The following is a 19,698-nucleotide window of genomic DNA, read 5'->3' on the forward strand; positions in this document are numbered from 1 at the left end:
TGCCCGGATACAGCTGGAAAAAGCCATGAAAAGAGAAACGGCAAGGGAAGTTCATCGAGCAGCTCACCGTGGCTGATTGATGTTTCTACCATACAATTTTAGAAAGAAAGGTCGTTGTGTCTTATGAGTAAAGTTGCAGTTGTGTATTGGAGCGGCACAGGAAACACCGAGGCCATGGCCATGGCAGTGGCTGAAGGTGTCATGAGCAAGGGTGCTGAGGTGACTACCGTTACTGCCACAGAGTTTTCAGCGGAGCAGATCGGTGCGTATTCTGCCTTTGCCTTCGGGTGCCCCGCCATGGGATCGGAACAGCTGGAAGAAACTGAGTTTGAACCCATGTTCGCCGCCTGTGAAGGATTGCTGAACGGGAAGAAGATTGCCCTGTTCGGTTCTTACGGTTGGGGCGATGGTGAATGGATGCGCAGCTGGGAGAGCCGCTGCACCGATGACGGAGCCATTCTGGCCTGCAGCAGTGTGACCTGCAACGAGACTCCGGACGACGACGCCCTGGCGGCCTGCCGCAATTTGGGCGCATCCCTGGTCTGACCAAAACATCACAGAAGGCTTCCCCTTCTGTCTGCATGGCCGGACAGCCCACCGGTTTGATCCAGGAGAAACAGGTCGTGGAACACCATGTTGAAAGAATATTTATTGATCCAAAGATCTGACGCGGGCCGCTGGAGCAACAGTATGCCGGGGGTGCAAATCTGCCGCTTTTCCTTGCCGGAAACAGACCAGGAGCTGCAATCCATCCCCGTGTGCGGCGCACCGCTCCACTTTGAAGTGTTTTTCTGTTTGTCGGGCCGGCTGATGGCCCAGCCGCTGCAAGGTATATCCTGTACGGTACAGGCGCCGGGGATCTTCCTGCTCTCCGACAGTTCCCCTCTCCGCTGGTGCCGGTACAGAGGGAATCTGGGCGGCATTTTGATCGCCGTCGATGCCAGAGCTGCAAGAGAGAGCCTTGCTGCAGTCTGCTCCTCCCTGGGAATCAGGCTGGACACCCGAAGCGTCAAACGGAAGATGGCTGCAAAGAAGGGCTGCATGGCCCTGTCCGACACCCCCTGGACCCAGGCATTTTGGGATGCGCTTCCCCATCTGACCGGACAGGAACAGGAGCGCTACTGTGTTTTCAAGTCGGTGGAGCTGCTGTATCTGCTCTGTGCCGGGATGTCCGAATCGGAAGGATTTCCTTTTGGAGCAGCCAGCCCGGCATCCTACAATCCACTGGAAGTCGGGGCATACATTCGGGCACATCTGTCCGAGAAGCTCACCATTATGCGCCTCTGCCAACATTTTTCTGTCTCCTCAACTTTATTAAAGGAAGACTTTCGCCGTGCCTACGGAGTTCCCGTTCATCGCTTCCTGATTCAGCAGCGCCTCCAGCGCGCCCGGGAGCTGATCCGCACAACCCGGATGCCCATCCAGCAGATTGCTCAGTCTGTGGGATATGAGGGCATGAGCCAGTTCAGCGCGGCGTTCAAACAGGCGTATGGCACTACCCCCGGCCGGTACAGAAAAATGTCTGAAACCGCAATCCGGCGTCCGTTTTGACAGCGACAATTCTCTCACGTTCTGCTATAATGCCCGGAGATTCCAAAGTTTTCAAAGGAGTGACACCCATGAAACAGCATCGTTTTTGGGCGTGGGCAGCCGTGATCTGCATGATTATGGTCATGCTGACCGGCTACAAACGGAAATAAACAGAACAGGAGAATTGTCATGAGCATTTATACCAAATTGGCCTGCTTTGCAGGCGGTGCATTGTTCGGTTCCTTCGGCGTCAAGCTGCTGTCCAGCAAGGACGCCAAAAAGGCTTATGTCCACATGACGGCAGCCGGGCTGCGGATGAAGGATTCGGTCATGGAAACGGTGACCACCGTACAGGAAAACGCCGGGGATATTCTGTCCTCTGCCAAAGAGCTGAACGAGGATCGCGCAGCAAAAGAAGCGGAGGAAGCCGCCGCTGCCAATCTGGAAAGCGAAGAAGCCTGAAATCCGCAGAGGGAGCCGCCAGCGGCTCCCTCTTTTTGAAGGAGGAATCTATGAACGCAACCATCTTGCATGAAAGCCGGGGCCGCATCCGGTTTCAGCTGCAGCAGAAGCGGATGACACTTGCGCAGGCAGATCTTCTGGAAGCCTGGCTCCAGGGTAAATCCTGGACACGCCAGGTCACCGTCCACGAGCGGACCCGTGCCGTAATCCTGTACTATGAAGGCGACCGGCAAAGGGTGTTGAATGCCATCCGGCAGTTTTCCTGGCAAAAGGCGGAGCAAACTGTATCAGTGCCCGCCCATAGCAGCCGGGCACTGAACCGGGAATTTGAGGAAAAGCTGGTGGGCAAAATTCTTTGCAAAGCAGCCAGCACCCTGTTTCTCCCACCCCCTTTGCGGATCGCCCGTATTCTCTGGCATATGATCCCTTTTATCGGGCGGGGGCTCCGCTGCCTCCTGCACCGAACCATCAAGGTGGAGCTTCTGGACGCGCTGTCCATCTCGATTTCTGCCTGCCGCAGAGATTTCAGCACCGCCGGGATGGTGATGTTTCTGCTGGAAGTGGGCGAACTGCTGGAGGAATGGACCCGGAAAAAGTCGGTGGAGGATCTCGCCCGGTCCATGTCCCTCAACGTGGACCGAGTCTGGCTGCGCACAGCGCAGGGCGAAGTACTGGTCCCCATCTCCCAGGTCCAGCCGGGGGATGCCGTAATCGTCCGGGCCGGCGGCATCATTCCTTTGGACGGCCTGGTGCTGGAGGGTGAAATCACCGTCAACCAGGCGTCCCTCACCGGCGAGTCCATCCCGGTGCCCAAACATCCAGGCGGCGCAGTCTATGCCGGGACCGTAGTAGAGGAAGGCGAATGTGTACTGGAGGTGAAGCAAGCCTCCGGTCAGAGCCGATACGACCAGATTGTTCAGATGATCGAGCAGTCGGAGCAGATGAAGTCGGCGACTGAGAGCAAGGCTGCCAATCTGGCCGACAAGCTGGTCCCCTATACCCTTGCGGGGAGCCTGCTGAGCTTCGCCCTCACCCGGAATGCAGCCCGGGCTCTGTCGGTGCTGATGGTGGACTTTTCCTGTGCCTTGAAGCTGGCCATGCCCCTGGCGGTGCTTTCTGCTATGCGGGAGGCAAGCCAATCCCGGATTACCGTCAAGGGCGGCAAATTTCTGGAGGCTGCAGCTGCCGCCGATACCATTGTCTTTGATAAAACAGGCACACTGACCCACGCCTGTCCCAAAGTGGCGAGGGTGATCCCCTTTGGCGGAAAGGACGAAGCTGAGATGCTGCGGCTGGCCGCCTGCCTGGAGGAACACTTCCCCCACTCCATGGCCAACGCCGTGGTGGAGGAGGCCAAGCGCCGGGGCCTTCGCCATGAGGAATACCACTCCAAGGTGGAATACATCGTCGCTCACGGTATCGTGAGCGCTGTGGGCGGAGAAAGAGTCTTGATCGGCAGCGCCCACTTTGTCCTGGAGGACGAACATTGCCGCATTCCAGAAGGAGAACAGGAACGGTTTCACCAGCTGCCGCCAGAATATTCCCACCTCTATCTGGCCATCGGTGGCCAGCTGGCCGCTGTGATCTGCATCTCCGACCCCTTGCGTGAGGAGGCAAAGTCCGTTCTCACGGCGCTGCGCGCCCTGGGGATCACCAACACTGTCATGCTCACCGGAGACAGCTACCGTACGGCCGCAGCCATTGCCGCCCAGGTGGGTGTGGATGACTTCCGCGCCGGCGTACTTCCGTCAGACAAGGCAGAATATGTGGCCCAGCTCCGCCGGGAAGGCCATACCGTTCTGATGGTGGGCGACGGCATCAATGACTCGCCGGCTTTGTCTGAGGCGGATGCGGGCATTGCCATCAGCGACGGGGCCGCGATTGCCCGGGAGATTGCAGATATCACCATTGCTGCCGACAGTCTGTGGGAACTGGTGGAGCTGCGCCAGATCGCCATGGCCCTGATGGCCCGCATTCGCTCCCATTATCGCTTTGTCATTGGCTTCAACAGTACCCTGATCGCCCTGGGCGCAGCCGGAATCCTGCCGCCTGCCACCTCGGCCACCCTCCACAATCTCTCCACTCTGGGTGTCAGCCTGCGGAGCATGAGCCGGCTGACCATCCCGGCACGGTCCACGCAGGGCAACGCATCAACAAAATAGCAAAAAACGCATTCGTTTTCTTTTTAGTTTGTGCCTTTTGCCAAGTTGCATACAACTAACTCAATATGCTATAATAACATCACGATGCGCAGCATGGGATGGATGGTGATACCCATCACCGCTGCGCATCTTTTTCGGCCCGAAGATTAGTTATGGCTAACCTTAAGAAAGAAGGGAGCGTTTTTTATCAAACAGTATCGATCCACCATTCTTTTGTTTGTACTGCTGCTTGGATTGTCTTGCTGTTCTCTGTTCGTCGGAGTCATTGATCTGACGCCAGGCGAGATTCTGACAGGCAATTTTGAGCAAATGGAGATCTTCATCATCTCTCGCCTGCCCCGCCTGCTGGCCATTCTGTGCACCGGCATCGGGATGAGCGTGGCCGGCCTCATCATGCAGCAGCTGTGCAGCAACAAGTTTGTTTCTCCCACCACCGGCGCTACCATCTCCTCGGCCCAGCTGGGCATCCTGCTGGCGCTGCTGTTCATGCCGGCCTCCACCCTGTGGAGCCGGGCCATCTTTGCCTTTGCCACAGCGATTCTAGGCACCTGGATTTTCGTCTGGTTCATCCAGCGCATCCAGTTCAAGGATGTGGTGATGGTCCCGCTGGTGGGCATCATGTTCGGCAACGTCATCGGCGGCATCACCAACTATCTGGCCTACCAATACGAGATGACCCAGGCTCTCTCTTCCTGGCTGGTGGGCCACTTTTCCCTGGTGCTGAAAGGCCGGTATGAAATCGTCTGGCTGACGGTGCCCCTGGTGGTGCTGGCCTTCCTGTTCGCCAACCACTTCAACATTGTGGGGCTGGGGCGTGACTTCTCCAAAAATCTGGGTGTCCCCTACAATCTGGTTTTGTTTGCCGGGCTCACCATCGCCGCCATGATTACCGCCAGCATTGTGGTGGTGGTGGGTTCCATCTCCTATATTGGCCTCATCGTCCCCAATGTGGTGACCATGTACAAGGGCGACAAAATCCGGGGCACCCTGGTGGACACCGCCCTGTTCGGCGCCCTCTTTGTGCTGGTGTGCGACATGATCGGCCGGGTGATCATCTTCCCCTACGAACTGCCCATCGAGCTGATCGTGGGCATTCTGGGAAGCCTGATCTTCATTGGTCTGCTCTTTTACCGGCTCAAATATGGCCGCAAGGCCATCCGTCTGGGCAGCGCCAGCACCAGCTGCTGCTCCGCCATGCCCAATCTGAAAGGAGGTGCGGATCTGTGAATTCTGCTGCCATCCGCTCCAACCGGCGCAAACTCCTGGTCCTGGCCGCCATTGTTCTTCTCTGCGCCGCGGGCTACATGCTGGTGGGGGTGAATTTCTCCAATCCCAAGCTGTTTGCCTATGCCATGAAGATCCGCACCCCCAAGCTGGTCGTCATGCTGATCACGGCGTTTTCCATCGGCGGGGCCTCCCTGGTGTTCCAGTCCATCATCAACAACACCATTGTCACCCCCTGCCTGCTGGGAATGAATTCCCTGTACACCCTGATCCACACGGCGGTGGTGTTTTTCCTGGGCTCGGCCAGCATTGTGGCAACCAACGCCAACCTGTCCTTCGGGGTGGATGTGGTGCTGATGGGCATCACCGCCACCATCCTCTACAACTGGATCTTCCAAAAGACCAAGCACAATGTGCTGTATGTGCTGTTGGTGGGCACGGTGCTGACTTCCTTTTTCAGCAGCATCCAGACAACCCTTACCCGGGTGATGGACCCCAACGAGTATGATACCCTGCTGAACACCCTGGTGGCCAGCTTCAGCAACATCAATTCTGAAATCATCCTCTTTTCCCTGGTTCTGCTGGCAGGCGTAATCTTTGCCCTGCGCAAGGAGCTGGCCCTGCTGGACGTGCTGACCCTGGGCAAGGAACAGGCCATCAACCTGGGGGTAGACTATGACCGCTGCATCCGCCGCCTGCTGCTGGGCGTGACCCTCTGCATCGCCGTGGCCACCGCCATGGTGGGGCCCATCTCTTTCCTTGGACTCATCATCGCCAACCTGTCCCGGCAGCTTCTCAAAACCTTCCGCCATACCCAACTTGTGCTGGGTTCTGCCCTGTTTGGCATGGCGGTCCTGGTGGGCGGGCAGCTGATTGTGGAGCATGTCTATTCCTACTCGGTGCCGGTGAGCATTCCAAATCCGAACCAGAAGCATCCCTTTTAGAGGCTTCCTGTATCTCGCTGAAAGTGATTTTCTTCGTTCCATCCTTGTAGTTAAAGGTGATCAGCATTTTATCATCGTAAAGATAAATCGCATTGATAAAGGTGTCTATCAGCATTTTCCGGTGGCTCTGCTTGGTGACATCCAACTTGCGGAAACGGTGGAGCCAGAAGGTCATAAATTCGGCGCTGATCTTGGGAGGTTTGGACAACTGCTCATTGGCAAGACGGGTTTCCAATTCTTCTTTTGCCGCCTCCAATTCTTCAAGGCTCTCTTTCGTGGATTTGGTCAAAACACCCTGTTGGATCGCATTTATCAAGTTGCGAATCTTGGTATTCGTTTCCTGTAACTGTCGTTCGTACAGGGGAATATTGGTGTTGTCCTGTTCCTGCAGCTCCATGAGCATCGAAACGATAGCTTCGATTGCATCGTCATCCATGATCATCTTCATGGTCTCGGAGACAACCAAATCCTCAATCCAACCCTTCTTAACCGGCTTTTTGTGGCATTCCTTGCGCTTCTTTTTACCGAAACGCACTTGTAATAGTGGTGGACAACTCCGGTGCGGCTGGTGCCGCTTTCGCCACAGAGATAGGCTCCACAGTACCCGCAGAACAATTTGGTTGTCAGCAGATAATCGTCCTCAGCCTTGTGATGAGCCGGGGCTTTCTTGTTTTTCTCCATTTTGGCCTGTACCCGGTCAAAAAGGTCTTTCGGTACGATAGCAGGTATGCCATCAGGAATGAGAATATCCCTGTACTGATATTCGCCAATGTAGCGGCGGTTTTTCAATAGGTGCTGTACGCTGTTGTAGGTCAGGGGATTTCCACGGGTATTTTTCATGCCCTGCTCGTTGAGCCAGTCCCGAATCTGCGTCATAGTCGCGCCTTCGTCATACTGTTTGAAAGCGTCCAGAATATACGGTGCCGTGACCGGGTCGATCTGGAAATGCTGTTCCGCGTCAATCACATACCCCATCGGCAGCGTCCCGCCGTTAAACATACATTTCAGAGCATTGTCGGTCATGCCGCGCACGACTTTTTCAGAGAGGTCAACCGAATAGTACTCGGCAAAACCTTCCAGCATGGATTCCAGAATGATCCCCTCCGCGCCGTCTGAAATGACCTCCGTAGCGGAAACCACTTTCACACCATTTTTCTTGAGCTGCGCTTTATACCGGGCGCTGTCGTAGCGGTTCCGGGCAAACCGGTCAAGTTTCCAGACAATGATCATATCAAACAGCTTTTTATTGCTGTCTATAATCATATTCTGAAATTCAGGCCGGTTATCCGTCTTAGCGGAAATAGCTCGGTCGATATAGTGCCGCAGGACTGTGATCCCGTTCTTTTCGGCAAAGGCGGTACACTCCCGGATTTGTCCTTCAATACTTGCTTCTCTCTGATTATACGAATCTTTAAGAGAAATCGAGAATTGCTCTCTGCCAAAGGGGGTGTGGCATATATCAGCGCTTTTGTGTGTGATTTCGGGTCAATTTTGAGGCATTTCTGCCGCTGTATGTGGCGTTTTTCATTCTGTTAGGAAAAGATGCTTCTCAGCCTTGTTGTTTGCGATATCGTCTATTTTTTGCGGTGTCGTCAAGTTCAGCATCTTTGTTTTATTCTATGTCCTCCATCCACATACTGCTCCAAATATACATATCTTTTACCTTGCTGAGGTAGCAGATTTTACACGACGCATTGTAAAATATAATGGGTTGTTATAATTGTAAAAAATATTTACTTTGCAATATACGAATGTTGGCAAAGGAAGGGGTCTCACTATGAAAATGAAAAGGGGCTTTATTGGTTGTCTGCTGTCTATTTTCGTGATACTGACAATGTTCAGCGGCTGCAATGTAGGAAGCACGGACGGAGGTGAAGCCGACACGGTTTTGGGTGGTGGTAGCTCGGTGCTGCGTATTGTTTCCGGATCGGAAAATTCCGAACTGGAACCGATCTTGGAGGAGTTTTCCGACAGGGAGCATGTGCGCATTGAGATGACCTATATGGGCTCGCTGGATATCATGCGTCTACTGGGAGAGGAAGACATCCCCTATGACGCCGTGTGGCCGGCCAGCAGCCTGTGGCTGACGGTGGGGGATACGGAACACCGGATCAAGCACGCGGAATCCATCTCCATTTCGCCGGTGGTGTTCGGTATCCGCAAAAGCCTGGCGGAGGAGCTGGGATTTGTGGGGCGGGAGGTGTCGGTAAACGACCTTCTTGAGGCGATCCGGAACGGAAAACTCCGCTTCTGCATGACCAGCGCCACTCAGTCCAATTCCGGCGCCAGCGCGTATATCGGATTTTTGTACGCGCTCCTGGGCAACCCGGAAGTCATCACATCGGAGGATCTGCAGAGTGACGAACTGAGGGCGCAAATGCAGGAGCTTCTCTCCGGCGTGGACCGCTCCTCCGGCAGCTCGGACTGGCTGAAGGACATGTTCTTGCAGGGCGATTATGACGCTATGGTGAACTACGAGTGCCTGGTCATCCAGGCCAACCGGGAACTGGAAGAGCGTGGCGAGGAGCCGCTGTATGTAGTGTACCCCTATGACGGTCTTTCGCTGGCGGATTCGCCCCTGGGCTATGTGGACAAAGGGGACGATGGCCAGGAGGAACTGTTTTTAAAATTGCAGGAATACCTGCTGTCGGAGGATGTGCAGGACGAGATCCAGCGCACCGGCCGCCGTTCTGGCTACACCGGGGTTTCGGAGAAAAACAAGGATGTATTCCGGGCCGACTGGGGCCTGCAGCCCGACCGGGTGCTCTCCCCCATCAAAATGCCAGCTGCCGATGTTCTGTTTGAATGCCTAAATCTATACCAAACCGATTTCCGCAAGCCTTCCCTTACCGTGTACTGCCTGGACTACTCCGGCAGCATGAGCGGCGAGGGAAATGAACAGCTGGTTCAGGCCATGGAGCAGCTGCTCATCCAGGAGAACGCCCGGAAAAACTTCTTGCAGGCATCAGAAAACGAGGTGAATATCCTTATTCCCTTTAACGGGGGCGTGATCGACACTTATACGGCCACAGGCAACGGCAGCGAGCTGGAAGCGCTTTATGACAAAGTGGAAAACCAGGAAGTAGGCGGCGGTACCGATATGTACGCGGCCGCCGTGCGGGGGATTGAGCTGCTGGGAGAATATGATCTGTCGCAGTATACGCCGGCGATCATCCTGCTCACCGACGGGCAGTCCAGCGGGTCCCTGTCCGATTTTGAGGCGGCTTACGCCGGGCTTGGAACTGAGGTCCCGGTCTTCTCCATCATGTTTGGAGATGCTGACGAAACCCAACTGGAGGAGCTGGCGCGGTATACCAATGCCCGGGTGTTCGACGGCCGGGAGAATCTGACGGAGGCGTTCCGCAGCGTAAAGGGGTATAACTGATGAAAGAGACTTCGCGAATGCTCGTTTCCTCCTTTGCTGCTGCAATCGTCTTCCTGCTACTGTTCCTATTTTTCCATTGGAATCTGATTGTCTGCATCCTGCTGTGTGTCGGCATCTATTTCGGACTGTTTTTCCTGCTCAAGCCCAGCCGGAAAATCGCGGGAATTGATGTGGAATCTATGCCTGGCGGTGAAGAGATCCGGCAACTTTTGGACGATGCCCAGGCGGACCTGGCAGACATTGATAAAGCAGCAAAAGAGATCAAAACTTCCTCTGTGCGGCAGGATGCGCAGGCTCTATATGCTACCGGGGCCCGGATCCTAACCTATCTGGAGGAAAATCCAGACAAAATTAAGCTGGCGCGCCGCTTCTTTACCTATTATCTGGATACGGCCGCCAAATTGCTGACAAGATATGTGGATTTCCAGGAGACGGAGCTTCATTCGGGGGAGGTCGCCGATATTCTGCAAAAGACGGCGGAGGCCCTGCCGGTGCTGAACTCCGCCTTTGAAAAGCAGTTTGCCCATCTGATGCAGGGCGAGCTGCTGGATATCGAGGCAGATATCGAACTCCTGAAAAGCACCTTGAAAATGGAGGGCGGAAAATGAAAACCAAGCTCATTGGGCTGGGCATCCTGGCAGCTGTCATCATAGCCGCCGCTGCCTATGTATTCATCAGTAATAGCCAAACCGTTACTGAAATCAACGGTTATGTGGGCGGCGAAAAAATCGGCCTGCTGGAAGACGAGGAGGTACAGGATATCCTGCGGGACAGGTATCGGCTGGTCATCGACTACGCCAAGGCAGGTTCCATCGATATGGTCACCGACGACGCCGAGGGGCGGGATTTCCTATTCCCCTCCAATCAGACGGCTCTGGAACTGTATAAGCAGGTTCATGGAGACCCGGTGAAAAGCGAGATCATCCTCAATACACCCATCGTCCTGTATACCCGCAGCGCCGTGGCGCAGGCCTTGGTCGACAGCGGGCTTGCTGTCGTTACAAACGGCGTATACACGGTGGACATGGAAAAATTGACCGAGACCATAGAAGCCGGCACAACCTGGGAGGAAATCGGCCTTCCCCAGCTTTACGGCAGTGTTTCCGTGGGCACCACCGACCCGACCAAATCCAATTCCGGCAATATGTTCGCCGGGCTTTTGGCCAATACCCTCTGCGGCGGCGTGGCGGACGAAAGCAATCTGGCGGAGATCCTGCCCCGGCTGCAAAATATTTTTCAGAAGCTGGGGTATATGGAAAGCTCCTCCTCGGATTTGTTCGATCAGTTTCTGAAGACCGGCATGGGCGCCAAGCCTCTGATCGCCGGCTATGAAAACCAGCTGCTGGAATTCGCCGTGGAAAACCCGGATACCTGGGAACAGGTCAAGGGGGACATTGTGATAATGTATCCAACGCCCACCGTCTGGTCCTCCCATGTGTATATCGCCCTGGATGAGGCCGGTACGGCGGGGATCGATGCCCTGCTGGATGAGGACATCCAGCGGCTGGCCTGGGAAAAGCACGGGTTCCGTACCGGCGTATACGATACCCCCACGGATGCAGCCCGTTTCGGGGTGTCCGGTATTGCCGAGGAATTGACGCAGGTAGCGCCCATGCCGGATGCCAATACCATGGACAGGATCATTAAAGCGCTTTCATAGTGGGAAGGAGCAGATAAAAGATGGCAGATTCTATCACACTGGATGCTTTGATGCAGAGTAAAGGACATACCGCCTTGCAAGTGCAGAAGCCTGCAAGCGTGGAAGCGGTGCGCGCTCAGGTGGAAGAATTGAGTCCGGAGCAGAAAGCACGGGTGGAGGAGGTCAAAAACAGCATCGACCTGATGGATTCTCAGGCTGCGCTTCAGTACGGCGTCGGGGCGCAGCGGAACATTTCCAGCTTTTCTGACAATATCCTCACACAGGTGCGCAGTAAGGACAGCGGCTATGTGGGGGAGCTGATGTCGGATCTGGTGCTGAAGGTCAAAGAGGTGGATGTGGACGGGCTGGACGAGGGCTTTTGGGATAAGATCCCATTCCTGAAAAACGCCTCCCGGGCCGTTAAAAAGTTTATGCAGCGGTATGAAAAGCTGGAGGTGCAGATCGACCGCATCGAGCAGCAGCTGGACCAGGCCCGGATGCAGATGCTCAAGGACATCACCATGTTCGACGGGCTGTATGAAAAAAACCTGGAATACTTCCGGGAGCTGCAAATTTACATCGCCGCAGGCGAAGAAAAGCTACCGGAATTGCAGGAAACCACCCTGCCGCAGCTGCGCGCCGAAGCGGCGGCTAAGGGCGACGCCATGAGCGCCCAGGTGGTGCGGGATTTCGAGGACACGGTAAACCGCTTTGAAAAAAAGATCCACGACCTGAAGCTGAGCAAGACCGTCGCTATCCAGACAGCGCCGCAGATCCGCCTCATCCAGAACAACGACAAAATGCTGGTGGATAAGATCCAGACGGCGATCCTCAGCACCATTCCGCTGTGGAAGAGCCAGATTGTCATTGCCCTGGGGCTTCACCGGCAGGAGAGCGTGCTGAAAATGCAGAGAAGCGTCTCCGACGCCACCAATACCCTGCTCACCAAAAACGCAGAACTGCTCAGGCAGAACAGCACGGAAGTGGCAAGAGAATCTGAGCGCGGCATTGTGGATCTGCAAACGCTGAAAAAGGTCAACGCGGATCTGATTTCCACCATTGAGGAAACCATCAAGATCCAGCAGGAGGGCCGCGCCGCCCGCCAGAATGCCGAAACAGAACTCCTCAGTATCGAACAGAAGCTGAAAGAAGCCCTATTGACCGCGATACAGTGAAGAAAAAATGAGGGGTCCTAGACTCCCCAAAAAACTGTATTTAATCCTGGTCGGCATCTATGCTCTTCCTGGCAAATATTGGCGTTTTCGTCAGGCTCCGCTTTTAAGACTGAATGTAAAAGCAGAGGTATGATAGCTCTTATCCGTATGCACAGCAAAAGAGGCCTGGAGTACAACTCCAGGCCTCTTTTGCTGTCAATCCGGTTGCGTATGGTTTATTTTTAGAACTTGTGAACGAGCACTTCTTGAGCGCTTTTCTAAAAACGACTTATCCTTTCATCCTACGAGCACGATTTCTTGTTAAATTATGACATCCGATCTTTTCCACCAAAGTCACCATTTTCTCATCGGAAAAGCGGATTTCTTCAAACTTGAAGCGGTAATACTTTTCAGTTCCTTTCTACAACAACAAAGTGGCGTTTTTATAGGGGTTTGGGTGCTCCCAACAAGAACAAATGAGCAGACTGGCAGACAGGCCGGAACGCTCATTTCGCCGCTGTGTACGGACAGCGGCTGTGCTTGCTGCACTCTAAAATCTCATATCCGCAGAACGCGATGCTTCCGCTTTTTCCAAGGCCGGGAGCATTTTTATTTTCACTTTTTTCAAGCAGACCCCTGTTTTTCTCGGAGAAAATGTCCGTTGTAAAGTGAAAAGAATTTTGGGGGATACCCCCAATTCGCAAAAATTTGTCCGTTATAAAGTGAGAGGGACTGATTTATGGCGTGAAAATTTTATTCCTGCCGTACCCGCTAATCGGCGAAAAGAATGTCCGTTGTAAAGTGAAAGGAAATTTTTCTGAGCAGGTACCAAGTTTTTGCTCGAAACTGTCCGTTGAAATATGAGAGGGAATATTTTTTCGGGTGTCCCCCCCAATCCGTAAAAATTTGTCCGTTGTAGTTTGAAGGAGGCGAATATCCAATGGCTGAACGAACAAGGCCGATCCGCATTGAATTCTGTGTCACCGAGCAGGAGCGGCGGCTCATCCAAAGCAAAATGGCACAGCTCGGCACCAGGAACATGGGCGCATATCTCAGAAAAATGGCGATTGACGGCTACATCATCAAAGTGGACTACACCCAGCAGAAAAAGCTGGCCGCAGCCGTCAGCCGGGTTGCCGGGAATATCAACCAGATTTGCCGCCGGATCAACAGCACCGGGAATCTCTACGCTGAGGATGTTGCGGAGCTGAAAGAACGGCAGGTCGAGATTTGGTCGCTGCTCAAAGAGACCCAGCGAAAGGAATTATAACCACAGGAGGCCGCTATGCCGCGTATGAGTAAAAAACGAAAGGAGGAATGGGTGTTCTTCCTGAACGACCGGGGACGCATCACCTATAACGCCTTGTGTCGCAAGTGCGTCTACAACTGCAAACAAAGTTTCCGTGCTGCGGTGATCGTCTGCCCACATTACCACTCCAAACGATCCAACCGCCCGCCTTAATTGCCCTGCGCCGAAGAAAGGAAGTGATGTGCCATCTACTACAAAACCGATACCCCGCTGCCGCCTTTCGTGCCGTTGCCCCGGTTTATCCTTCGGGGAGAATACTCGATCAATGCCAAACTGCTTTATGCCCTTCTTCTGGGGCGCACACAGCTCTCCCAGAAATCCGGCTGGGTGTCGGAGGATGGGAATGTCTATGTGATTTACACCATCCGCCAGATGGCAAATGACCTGAACCGGAGTGAGCGGACGGTCAAGGCCGCTCTGGCCGAGCTGGAAAATGCGGGCCTCATCACCCGCGTCCGGCAGGGCTGGAACCGGGCAAATCGTATTTTCCTGCAACTGCCCGATGAGGTGCAGCTTTCTTCCCGTCCAGAGGGTAATATCTGCACAATGGATGGGCGTGAATCTTCCCCTTGTATGGGGCAAAATTTGCCCACAAGTAAGAAAGAGAAGAATAAAACAGATTCCAGTCAGAATAACAGGAGGGAGAACGCCCGCCGCTGTTTTGGGCAGTATCAGAATGTTTTTCTTTCGGACAGTGAATTGGCCGATCTGCAATCGATATATCCCGGCCAATACGAGGATTACATCAACAGGCTATCGGCCTATATGGCCTCCAACGGAAAGCACTACGCCAACCATTACGCCACAATTCGCAAGTGGCTGGACGAGGATAGCAAACCGAAGCCCAGTAAGAATTACGACTACACAGAGACCTATGAGGAAGGAGAATGTTTGTGAATGTAAATCCAATCATGGCTGCAATCGTTGAGGCAGCAGATACCCTGAACACTGCACCGGATGATTACATCAACCCGGATGACGGGCTGAAATACTGCGGCAAGTGCCACACGCCCAAAGAAGCCTATTTTCCCGAACAGTACCGCAAAAACGGGTTGGACAAGCATCCGATTGCCTGCAAATGTGCGGCTGAGGAACGGGCGCGGCGCGAAGCAGAACAGCGGGAGCTGGAGCGGCTAAACCGGATTGCCATGCTCCGCTCCGAAGCGTTCCGGGATATTCCCGCCGCCAGATGGCGGTTTGAAAATGCCGAGGTGATGACTCCACAGCTTGTTAAAGCGAGAAGATATTCCGAAAACTGGGATAGTTTCCACCAAGATGGAACCGGGCTGCTCTTGTTTGGGAATGTTGGCACCGGGAAATCCTATGCAGCGGGCTGCATTGCCAACGCCCTGATTGAGAAAATGGTTTCGGTCCTGTTTGTCGGCCTGCCCGATGTAGTGAACCGTATGCAGGGCAACTTCGGCGCGGACCGGGATGCTTACCTGAAAATGCTGATGCGCCCGGAGCTGCTGATTTTGGATGACCTGGGCGCGGAACGGAACACCAGTTTCGGCAGGGAGCGCGTGTTTGATGTGGTCAACAAACGGCTGCTGACCGGCAAACCGATGATCGTCACCACCAACATCCCGCTTTCCGTGATGCAGAAGGCTGCCGATCTGGACGAGCGCCGCATCTACGACAGGGTTTTGGAAGTCTGCGTCCCTATCCAGTTTAACGGCGAGAATTTCCGAAAGGGCAACGCGGCGGAAAATGTGAAACGGGCGGCGAAAATTCTGAATCAGGGCACCTGAACATATGAGAGAGGAGTCGTTTGTTGGCCAGAAAGAAGAAATTGATAAACAACACCTCAATTCCACAACGGGAAATTGGGATCATAGCGCGGTGCATTTTCCCCGATATTCTTGCCTTCTATGAGAGTGAGGAAGGGCAGCGGGAATTTGCAGAATGGAAAGCGCAACAGGCAGAAAAGCCAGATAAAGAAATTGCAGCACAAGCCGCTGACTAAATATAGAAACAGGCAAGTCAATCCGCCGATTTGGGGATTGCCTTGCCTGTTTTTTACTTGTCTGCCTTTTTCTTTCGCGATCCTCGCGGTTTGGATTCAGGGCGCTTTATAACGCCGTTTGGGAAATATGTATTTTCATATCTCTCGAAATAAACAAATAATCCGAACCCGTCCCCCACAGGGAAGAACTGGTTCGGATTATATTGGTTTGGTGCCGGTGAGCGTATTCATCACGGTGGGCGGCGGCCTCTACTTCCTCTATCTCCTCCTGACAAGAAAGAAGGTGTGACCATGCAGATCAAGGAACTGACCAAACAGTACGACGGCAAAACGGTGGTGGACGGAGTGACCTTTTCCATTCCTAAGGGAAAGGTGATCTCTCTCATCGGCCCCAACGGCGCGGGCAAATCCACCGTGATGGGGATGATCTCCCGGCTGATCGCCCACGACAGCGGGCTGGTGGATTTTGAGGGCAAGGACATCGGCAAATGGAAGAGCAAAGAGCTCTCCAAACGTCTGACCATTCTGACCCAGAGCAACAACATCCAGATGAAGCTGACGGTACGGGAGCTGGTGACCTTCGGGCGTTTTCCCTATTCAGGCAACCGGGTCACCCCAGAGGATCAAAAGATCATCGACCGTGCCATCGCCTATATGGAGCTGGAAGACTTCCAGGACCGGTTCATCGATGAACTGTCGGGCGGCCAGCGGCAGCGGGCCCTGATCGCCATGGTCATCGCCCAGGACACCGAATACGTCCTGCTGGACGAACCCACCAACAATCTGGATATCTACCACGCCACCAACATGATGAAGACCGTCCGCCGCCTGTGCGACGAGCTGGGCAAGACGGTAATTCTGGTGCTGCATGAAATCAACTATGCGGCATTCTATTCCGATTATATCTGTGCCTTCAAGGACGGAAAAATTGCCCGGTTCGGCACAGTGGAGGAGGTGATGACCAAGGAAAATCTGTCCCAAATCTACGGGGTGGACTTTGAGATCCTGACCATTGCAGGCAAACCTCTGTCCATCTACTATTGACCCTAATTTTCAGTACTTTTTAGAAAAGGAGAAACATGATGAAGAAAAAGATCGTTACCCTTGCCCTTGCTGGTGCAGTGGCCTTCAGCCTGATGGCTTGCTCCGGACAGACAGCCACTTCGGCCGGCAGCACAGTCAGCGCCAGCAGCCAGACTGCATCCAGTGAAACGCCGGAATCCATCACCATCTCCAGCTACAACGGCAGCAAGGAGCTGGTGGAGCTGGAAGTCCCCTATAATCCCCAGCGGATTGCCATTCTGGATATGGCATCCCTGGACATTCTGGACGCTCTGGGCGTGGGTGACCGTGTTGTGGGCACCGCCGATACCAGCCTGGAATACCTTCAGGATTACATCACCGATGACATTGCCAATCTGGGCACCATCAAGGAGGCTGATCTGGAGGCGGTCATGGCCTGCGAGCCGGATGTGATTTTCATCGGCGGCCGGCTGGCTTCCAGTTACGATGCCCTCAGTGAAATCGCCCCTGTAGTCTATCTGGCCACCGATACCGAACTTGGCGTTGTGGAGAGCGTGCGTCAGAATGCCGCTACCATCGCCTCCCTGTTCGGCCTGGAGGAGAAGGTTGACGAACTGATGGCCGGCTTTGATGCCCGCATCACCGCCCTGCAGGAGGTCTCGGCGGGGCAGACCGCCATTGTGGGCATGTGCACCAGCGGCAGCTTCAACGTACTGGGCAACGATGGCCGCTGCTCCATCATCGGCCGGGAGGTCGGCTTTGAGAATATTGGCGTGGACGCCAACATCGATACCTCCACCCACGGCAATGAGGCTTCCTTCGAGTTTATCGTTGACAAAAACCCTGACTACATCTTTGTGATGGACCGCGATGCTGCCATTGGCACCGACGGTGCCCAGCTGGCGCAGGACATCATGGAAAATGAGCTGGTTATGGGCACTGACGCCTACAAGAACGGCCATTTGATCTATCTGGCCCACCCTGCTGTCTGGTATACCGCCGAGGGTGGCATCACCGCACTGGACATCATGCTGCAGGATCTGGAAAGCGAGCTGCTGCATTAACGCTGTTTTAGATCGAGTATTACGGCCTTTCTCCAAAGAACTCATATATCGTTTTCATCGAACTTGACTACTGACGAAATGAGCGCTTACCATGGATCAGGAAAACAGAATGCCTCTCATTGGCGACAAGGCCCCGTCCTTTGAGGCCGTCACCACCCAGGGTTCTATCAAATTCCCGGAGGATTACGCTGGCAAATGGGTGATCCTCTTCTCCCATCCTGCGGATTTCACGCCAGTCTGCACCACGGAGTTTATAACCTTTGGCTCCATGAGGGATGAGTTTAAGGCTCTCAACACCGAACTGGTAGGACTTTCCGTGGACTCCATCTATTCCCACATTGCCTGGCTGCGGAAGATCCAGGAGCTTGAATGGAATGGAAAGAAAAACATCAATGTAACCTTTCCTCTGATCGAGGATATCCGCATGGAGATTGCCAACAAGTACGGCATGATCCAACCGGGCCAGTCCAATACGCAGGCGGTGCGGGCGGTATTTATCATTGATCCCAACGGGGTGGTACGGACCATCCTGTACTATCCGCTGTCTACAGGCCGCAACTTTGATGAAATCAAGCGCATCATTTTGGCTCTCCAAAAGGCAGACGCTGACACCTGCGCCACCCCCGCCGATTGGCGGCCCGGCGATGATGTCATAGTGCCCACCGCCGGCAGCTGCGGCATAGCCAAGGAGCGGATGGACAACCAGAGCGAGAATCAGTATTGCCTGGATTGGTTCATGTGCTTCCGTAGAGACTCGAAGTAACCATATCGAAACCATCCTCCCTATCCTGTCCAATCCTGATTGCCTAAAATGAGCGGGAATGTCACACTCAGCCCAAACTGAAGGTGACATTCCCGCTTTGTTCTAGACAGGTGTTTAACCGTCTGTGATGAAACTTATTTTTATTTCATTGATGACATTGTGCCAGCAAGCAATTCCTCTGGCTATCCATTTAGCCAGAGGATGCTTGTTGGTGCACACCCCAAACCCCATTTGAACGCAGAAGTCCCTTCTGCGGCTGCGCGTTCTACGAACGCTTTGTAAAATTATGACCACAGCCTGCTCAACGCTGGCTGTGGTCTTTTTCACGCCCGGCCTCGGGCGCTTCCATGTTCAGCACCCGGTCCACGTTGGCCTTGACGGTCAAAAGCTCCCGCATCTCGTCACGGGCGCGGCGGTATTCTGGATACAGTTTTTTCTTTTGGCTCAGCACCTCTGCATACGCAGCGTTCAAATCTTTGACTTTGGGCAGCTTCTTCAGGCCCAGCTTGTCGAAGGCATCTTTGGCGGCCTTGTGCAGGGTGATCTCCTCCCGGTGGGCTTCCAGAAACTTTTTGCTGTATCCCGCCTTGCGGTAGGCCACATAGGTGTCACGGGTCTTGGCGTACTGGATGATATGCGTCCGCAGGGTGCCGATCTCCTCCATCCGCTTTTCCGCTGACTTGATCTGCGCCCGCAAATCGTTGTGCCTTTCAGCCGCAGCAGCAGCCTTTGACGCAAGAGCGGCGTAGTCCAGCAGGTCATGCTCTGAAAGATAGGCCATGGTCTGGGCCATCTGCTTGAGGTTGAACACCTTGGCCCAGCGCTCATAACCTTTGCCCTTGCCCGCCTGGAGCTTGGCCTGAATGTCCACCAACAGGTTGACCTTGGGCGCTGCAGGAGCGGCAGCCGGCACTTTGTGGGGCGTGTGCTCTCTGGTCCCGGCCAGAACGGCGATCAAATCCTCCTGTGTGTAGCCCTTACCCAGACTGCGCAGCCGGACCGGCTTTTTCCAGCCAGGCGCGCAAAGCGTGATGTGCTTGCCCCGGCGTTCCACGATGCAGCCGGACTTTTTC

General features: G+C 54.3%; 19 protein-coding genes and 2 pseudogenes. 19 read left to right on the forward strand and 2 right to left on the reverse strand.

Annotated features, from left to right (window positions below):
- Nucleotides 1–123: 123 nt before the first annotated feature.
- The 7 genes from B5G12_RS09450 to B5G12_RS09475 all read left to right on the forward strand — a co-directional run bounded on the left by B5G12_RS09450 (nucleotide 124) and on the right by B5G12_RS09475 (nucleotide 6,322).
- A complete protein-coding gene (locus B5G12_RS09450; protein ID WP_087324731.1) occupies nucleotides 124–546 on the forward strand; it encodes a flavodoxin in 423 nt (140 codons plus the stop codon).
- Nucleotides 547–633: 87 nt separating this feature from the next.
- Nucleotides 634–1,551, forward strand: coding sequence for a helix-turn-helix transcriptional regulator (locus B5G12_RS09455; protein ID WP_087324732.1), 918 nt, complete (start codon nucleotides 634–636; stop codon nucleotides 1,549–1,551).
- A 68-nt stretch (nucleotides 1,552–1,619) separates the two neighbouring features.
- The gene (locus B5G12_RS15220; RefSeq protein ID WP_522731435.1) at nucleotides 1,620–1,700 is read left to right on the forward strand and encodes a DUF6219 family protein; all 81 of its coding nucleotides are present in this window, start codon (nucleotides 1,620–1,622) and stop codon (nucleotides 1,698–1,700) included.
- Nucleotides 1,701–1,719: 19 nt separating this feature from the next.
- Nucleotides 1,720–1,992 carry a DUF6110 family protein gene (locus tag B5G12_RS09460; protein ID WP_087324733.1) on the forward strand — a complete coding sequence of 91 codons (273 nt, stop codon included), beginning with the start codon at nucleotides 1,720–1,722 and terminating at the stop codon, nucleotides 1,990–1,992.
- A 50-nt stretch (nucleotides 1,993–2,042) separates the two neighbouring features.
- Entirely contained in the window at nucleotides 2,043–4,154 is a 2,112-nt protein-coding gene (locus B5G12_RS09465) for a heavy metal translocating P-type ATPase (RefSeq protein ID WP_087324734.1), read from the forward strand.
- Between the two features lie 234 nt (nucleotides 4,155–4,388).
- Complete coding sequence (locus B5G12_RS09470; RefSeq protein ID WP_343286633.1) at nucleotides 4,389–5,381, forward strand: ABC transporter permease; 993 nt, start codon at nucleotides 4,389–4,391, stop codon at nucleotides 5,379–5,381.
- Entirely contained in the window at nucleotides 5,378–6,322 is a 945-nt protein-coding gene (locus tag B5G12_RS09475) for an iron chelate uptake ABC transporter family permease subunit (protein WP_087324736.1), read from the forward strand. The genes B5G12_RS09470 and B5G12_RS09475 overlap by 4 nt, the downstream gene beginning before the upstream one ends.
- On the opposite strand, the pseudogene B5G12_RS09480 reads toward B5G12_RS09475, so the two are convergent.
- A pseudogene (locus tag B5G12_RS09480) lies at nucleotides 6,276–7,744 on the reverse strand (recombinase family protein); the annotation flags it as partial. The gene B5G12_RS09475 and the pseudogene B5G12_RS09480 overlap by 47 nt on opposite strands.
- Nucleotides 7,745–8,276: 532 nt before the next feature.
- Here B5G12_RS09480 and B5G12_RS09485 point away from each other — a divergent pair.
- The 12 genes from B5G12_RS09485 (at nucleotide 8,277) to B5G12_RS09535 (ending at nucleotide 18,625) form a co-directional block, all read left to right on the forward strand.
- Nucleotides 8,277–9,707 carry a VWA domain-containing protein gene (locus B5G12_RS09485; RefSeq protein ID WP_158099708.1) on the forward strand — a complete coding sequence of 477 codons (1,431 nt, stop codon included), beginning with the start codon at nucleotides 8,277–8,279 and terminating at the stop codon, nucleotides 9,705–9,707.
- On the forward strand, nucleotides 9,707–10,315 hold the full coding sequence (locus B5G12_RS09490; RefSeq protein ID WP_087324738.1) for a 5-bromo-4-chloroindolyl phosphate hydrolysis family protein: 609 nt from the start codon (nucleotides 9,707–9,709) through the stop codon (nucleotides 10,313–10,315). The genes B5G12_RS09485 and B5G12_RS09490 overlap by 1 nt, the downstream gene beginning before the upstream one ends.
- Complete coding sequence (locus B5G12_RS09495; RefSeq protein ID WP_087324739.1) at nucleotides 10,312–11,367, forward strand: hypothetical protein; 1,056 nt, start codon at nucleotides 10,312–10,314, stop codon at nucleotides 11,365–11,367. Before B5G12_RS09490 ends, B5G12_RS09495 begins: the two co-directional genes overlap by 4 nt.
- Before the next feature lie 20 nt (nucleotides 11,368–11,387).
- Nucleotides 11,388–12,521, forward strand: coding sequence for a toxic anion resistance protein (locus B5G12_RS09500; RefSeq protein ID WP_087324740.1), 1,134 nt, complete (start codon nucleotides 11,388–11,390; stop codon nucleotides 12,519–12,521).
- 919 nt (nucleotides 12,522–13,440) lie between these two features.
- Nucleotides 13,441–13,770, forward strand: a complete 330-nt coding sequence (locus B5G12_RS09505; RefSeq protein ID WP_087324741.1) for a plasmid mobilization protein — start codon at nucleotides 13,441–13,443, stop codon at nucleotides 13,768–13,770.
- 24 nt (nucleotides 13,771–13,794) lie between these two features.
- Nucleotides 13,795–13,962, forward strand: coding sequence for a hypothetical protein (locus B5G12_RS14720; RefSeq protein WP_162614087.1), 168 nt, complete (start codon nucleotides 13,795–13,797; stop codon nucleotides 13,960–13,962).
- 69 nt (nucleotides 13,963–14,031) lie between these two features.
- Nucleotides 14,032–14,706, forward strand: a complete 675-nt coding sequence (locus tag B5G12_RS09510; protein ID WP_177754549.1) for a replication initiator protein A — start codon at nucleotides 14,032–14,034, stop codon at nucleotides 14,704–14,706.
- Nucleotides 14,697–15,560 carry an ATP-binding protein gene (locus B5G12_RS09515; protein WP_087324743.1) on the forward strand — a complete coding sequence of 288 codons (864 nt, stop codon included), beginning with the start codon at nucleotides 14,697–14,699 and terminating at the stop codon, nucleotides 15,558–15,560. Before B5G12_RS09510 ends, B5G12_RS09515 begins: the two co-directional genes overlap by 10 nt.
- A gap of 23 nt (nucleotides 15,561–15,583) precedes the next feature.
- Nucleotides 15,584–15,775, forward strand: a complete 192-nt coding sequence (locus B5G12_RS09520) for a hypothetical protein (RefSeq protein ID WP_087324744.1) — start codon at nucleotides 15,584–15,586, stop codon at nucleotides 15,773–15,775.
- 291 nt (nucleotides 15,776–16,066) lie between these two features.
- Complete coding sequence (locus B5G12_RS09525) at nucleotides 16,067–16,819, forward strand: iron ABC transporter ATP-binding protein (protein WP_087324745.1); 753 nt, start codon at nucleotides 16,067–16,069, stop codon at nucleotides 16,817–16,819.
- Between the two features lie 38 nt (nucleotides 16,820–16,857).
- Nucleotides 16,858–17,862, forward strand: coding sequence for a siderophore ABC transporter substrate-binding protein (locus B5G12_RS09530; RefSeq protein WP_522731434.1), 1,005 nt, complete (start codon nucleotides 16,858–16,860; stop codon nucleotides 17,860–17,862).
- A gap of 91 nt (nucleotides 17,863–17,953) precedes the next feature.
- On the forward strand, nucleotides 17,954–18,625 hold the full coding sequence (locus tag B5G12_RS09535) for a peroxiredoxin (protein ID WP_087324747.1): 672 nt from the start codon (nucleotides 17,954–17,956) through the stop codon (nucleotides 18,623–18,625).
- A gap of 301 nt (nucleotides 18,626–18,926) precedes the next feature.
- Here the strand turns inward: B5G12_RS09535 and B5G12_RS14660 are convergent.
- A pseudogene (locus tag B5G12_RS14660) lies at nucleotides 18,927–19,698 on the reverse strand (relaxase/mobilization nuclease domain-containing protein); the annotation flags it as partial.

This window comes from Faecalibacterium sp. An58 (assembly GCF_002161515.1).
Taxonomy (GTDB): Bacteria; Bacillota; Clostridia; order Oscillospirales; family Ruminococcaceae; genus Faecalibacterium; species Faecalibacterium avium.

Coding starts and splice junctions, on each gene's coding strand:
- B5G12_RS09530 (WP_522731434.1), top strand. CDS start 16,858: ATGAAGAAAAAGATCGTTACCCTTGCCCTTGCTGGTGCAGTGGCCTTC.
- B5G12_RS09515 (WP_087324743.1), top strand. CDS start 14,697: ATGTTTGTGAATGTAAATCCAATCATGGCTGCAATCGTTGAGGCAGCA.
- B5G12_RS14720 (WP_162614087.1), top strand. CDS start 13,795: ATGAGTAAAAAACGAAAGGAGGAATGGGTGTTCTTCCTGAACGACCGG.
- B5G12_RS09490 (WP_087324738.1), top strand. CDS start 9,707: ATGAAAGAGACTTCGCGAATGCTCGTTTCCTCCTTTGCTGCTGCAATC.
- B5G12_RS09450 (WP_087324731.1), top strand. CDS start 124: ATGAGTAAAGTTGCAGTTGTGTATTGGAGCGGCACAGGAAACACCGAG.
- B5G12_RS09455 (WP_087324732.1), top strand. CDS start 634: ATGTTGAAAGAATATTTATTGATCCAAAGATCTGACGCGGGCCGCTGG.
- B5G12_RS09535 (WP_087324747.1), top strand. CDS start 17,954: ATGGATCAGGAAAACAGAATGCCTCTCATTGGCGACAAGGCCCCGTCC.
- B5G12_RS09500 (WP_087324740.1), top strand. CDS start 11,388: ATGGCAGATTCTATCACACTGGATGCTTTGATGCAGAGTAAAGGACAT.
- B5G12_RS09495 (WP_087324739.1), top strand. CDS start 10,312: ATGAAAACCAAGCTCATTGGGCTGGGCATCCTGGCAGCTGTCATCATA.
- B5G12_RS09525 (WP_087324745.1), top strand. CDS start 16,067: ATGCAGATCAAGGAACTGACCAAACAGTACGACGGCAAAACGGTGGTG.
- B5G12_RS15220 (WP_522731435.1), top strand. CDS start 1,620: ATGAAACAGCATCGTTTTTGGGCGTGGGCAGCCGTGATCTGCATGATT.
- B5G12_RS09465 (WP_087324734.1), top strand. CDS start 2,043: ATGAACGCAACCATCTTGCATGAAAGCCGGGGCCGCATCCGGTTTCAG.
- B5G12_RS09505 (WP_087324741.1), top strand. CDS start 13,441: ATGGCTGAACGAACAAGGCCGATCCGCATTGAATTCTGTGTCACCGAG.
- B5G12_RS09460 (WP_087324733.1), top strand. CDS start 1,720: ATGAGCATTTATACCAAATTGGCCTGCTTTGCAGGCGGTGCATTGTTC.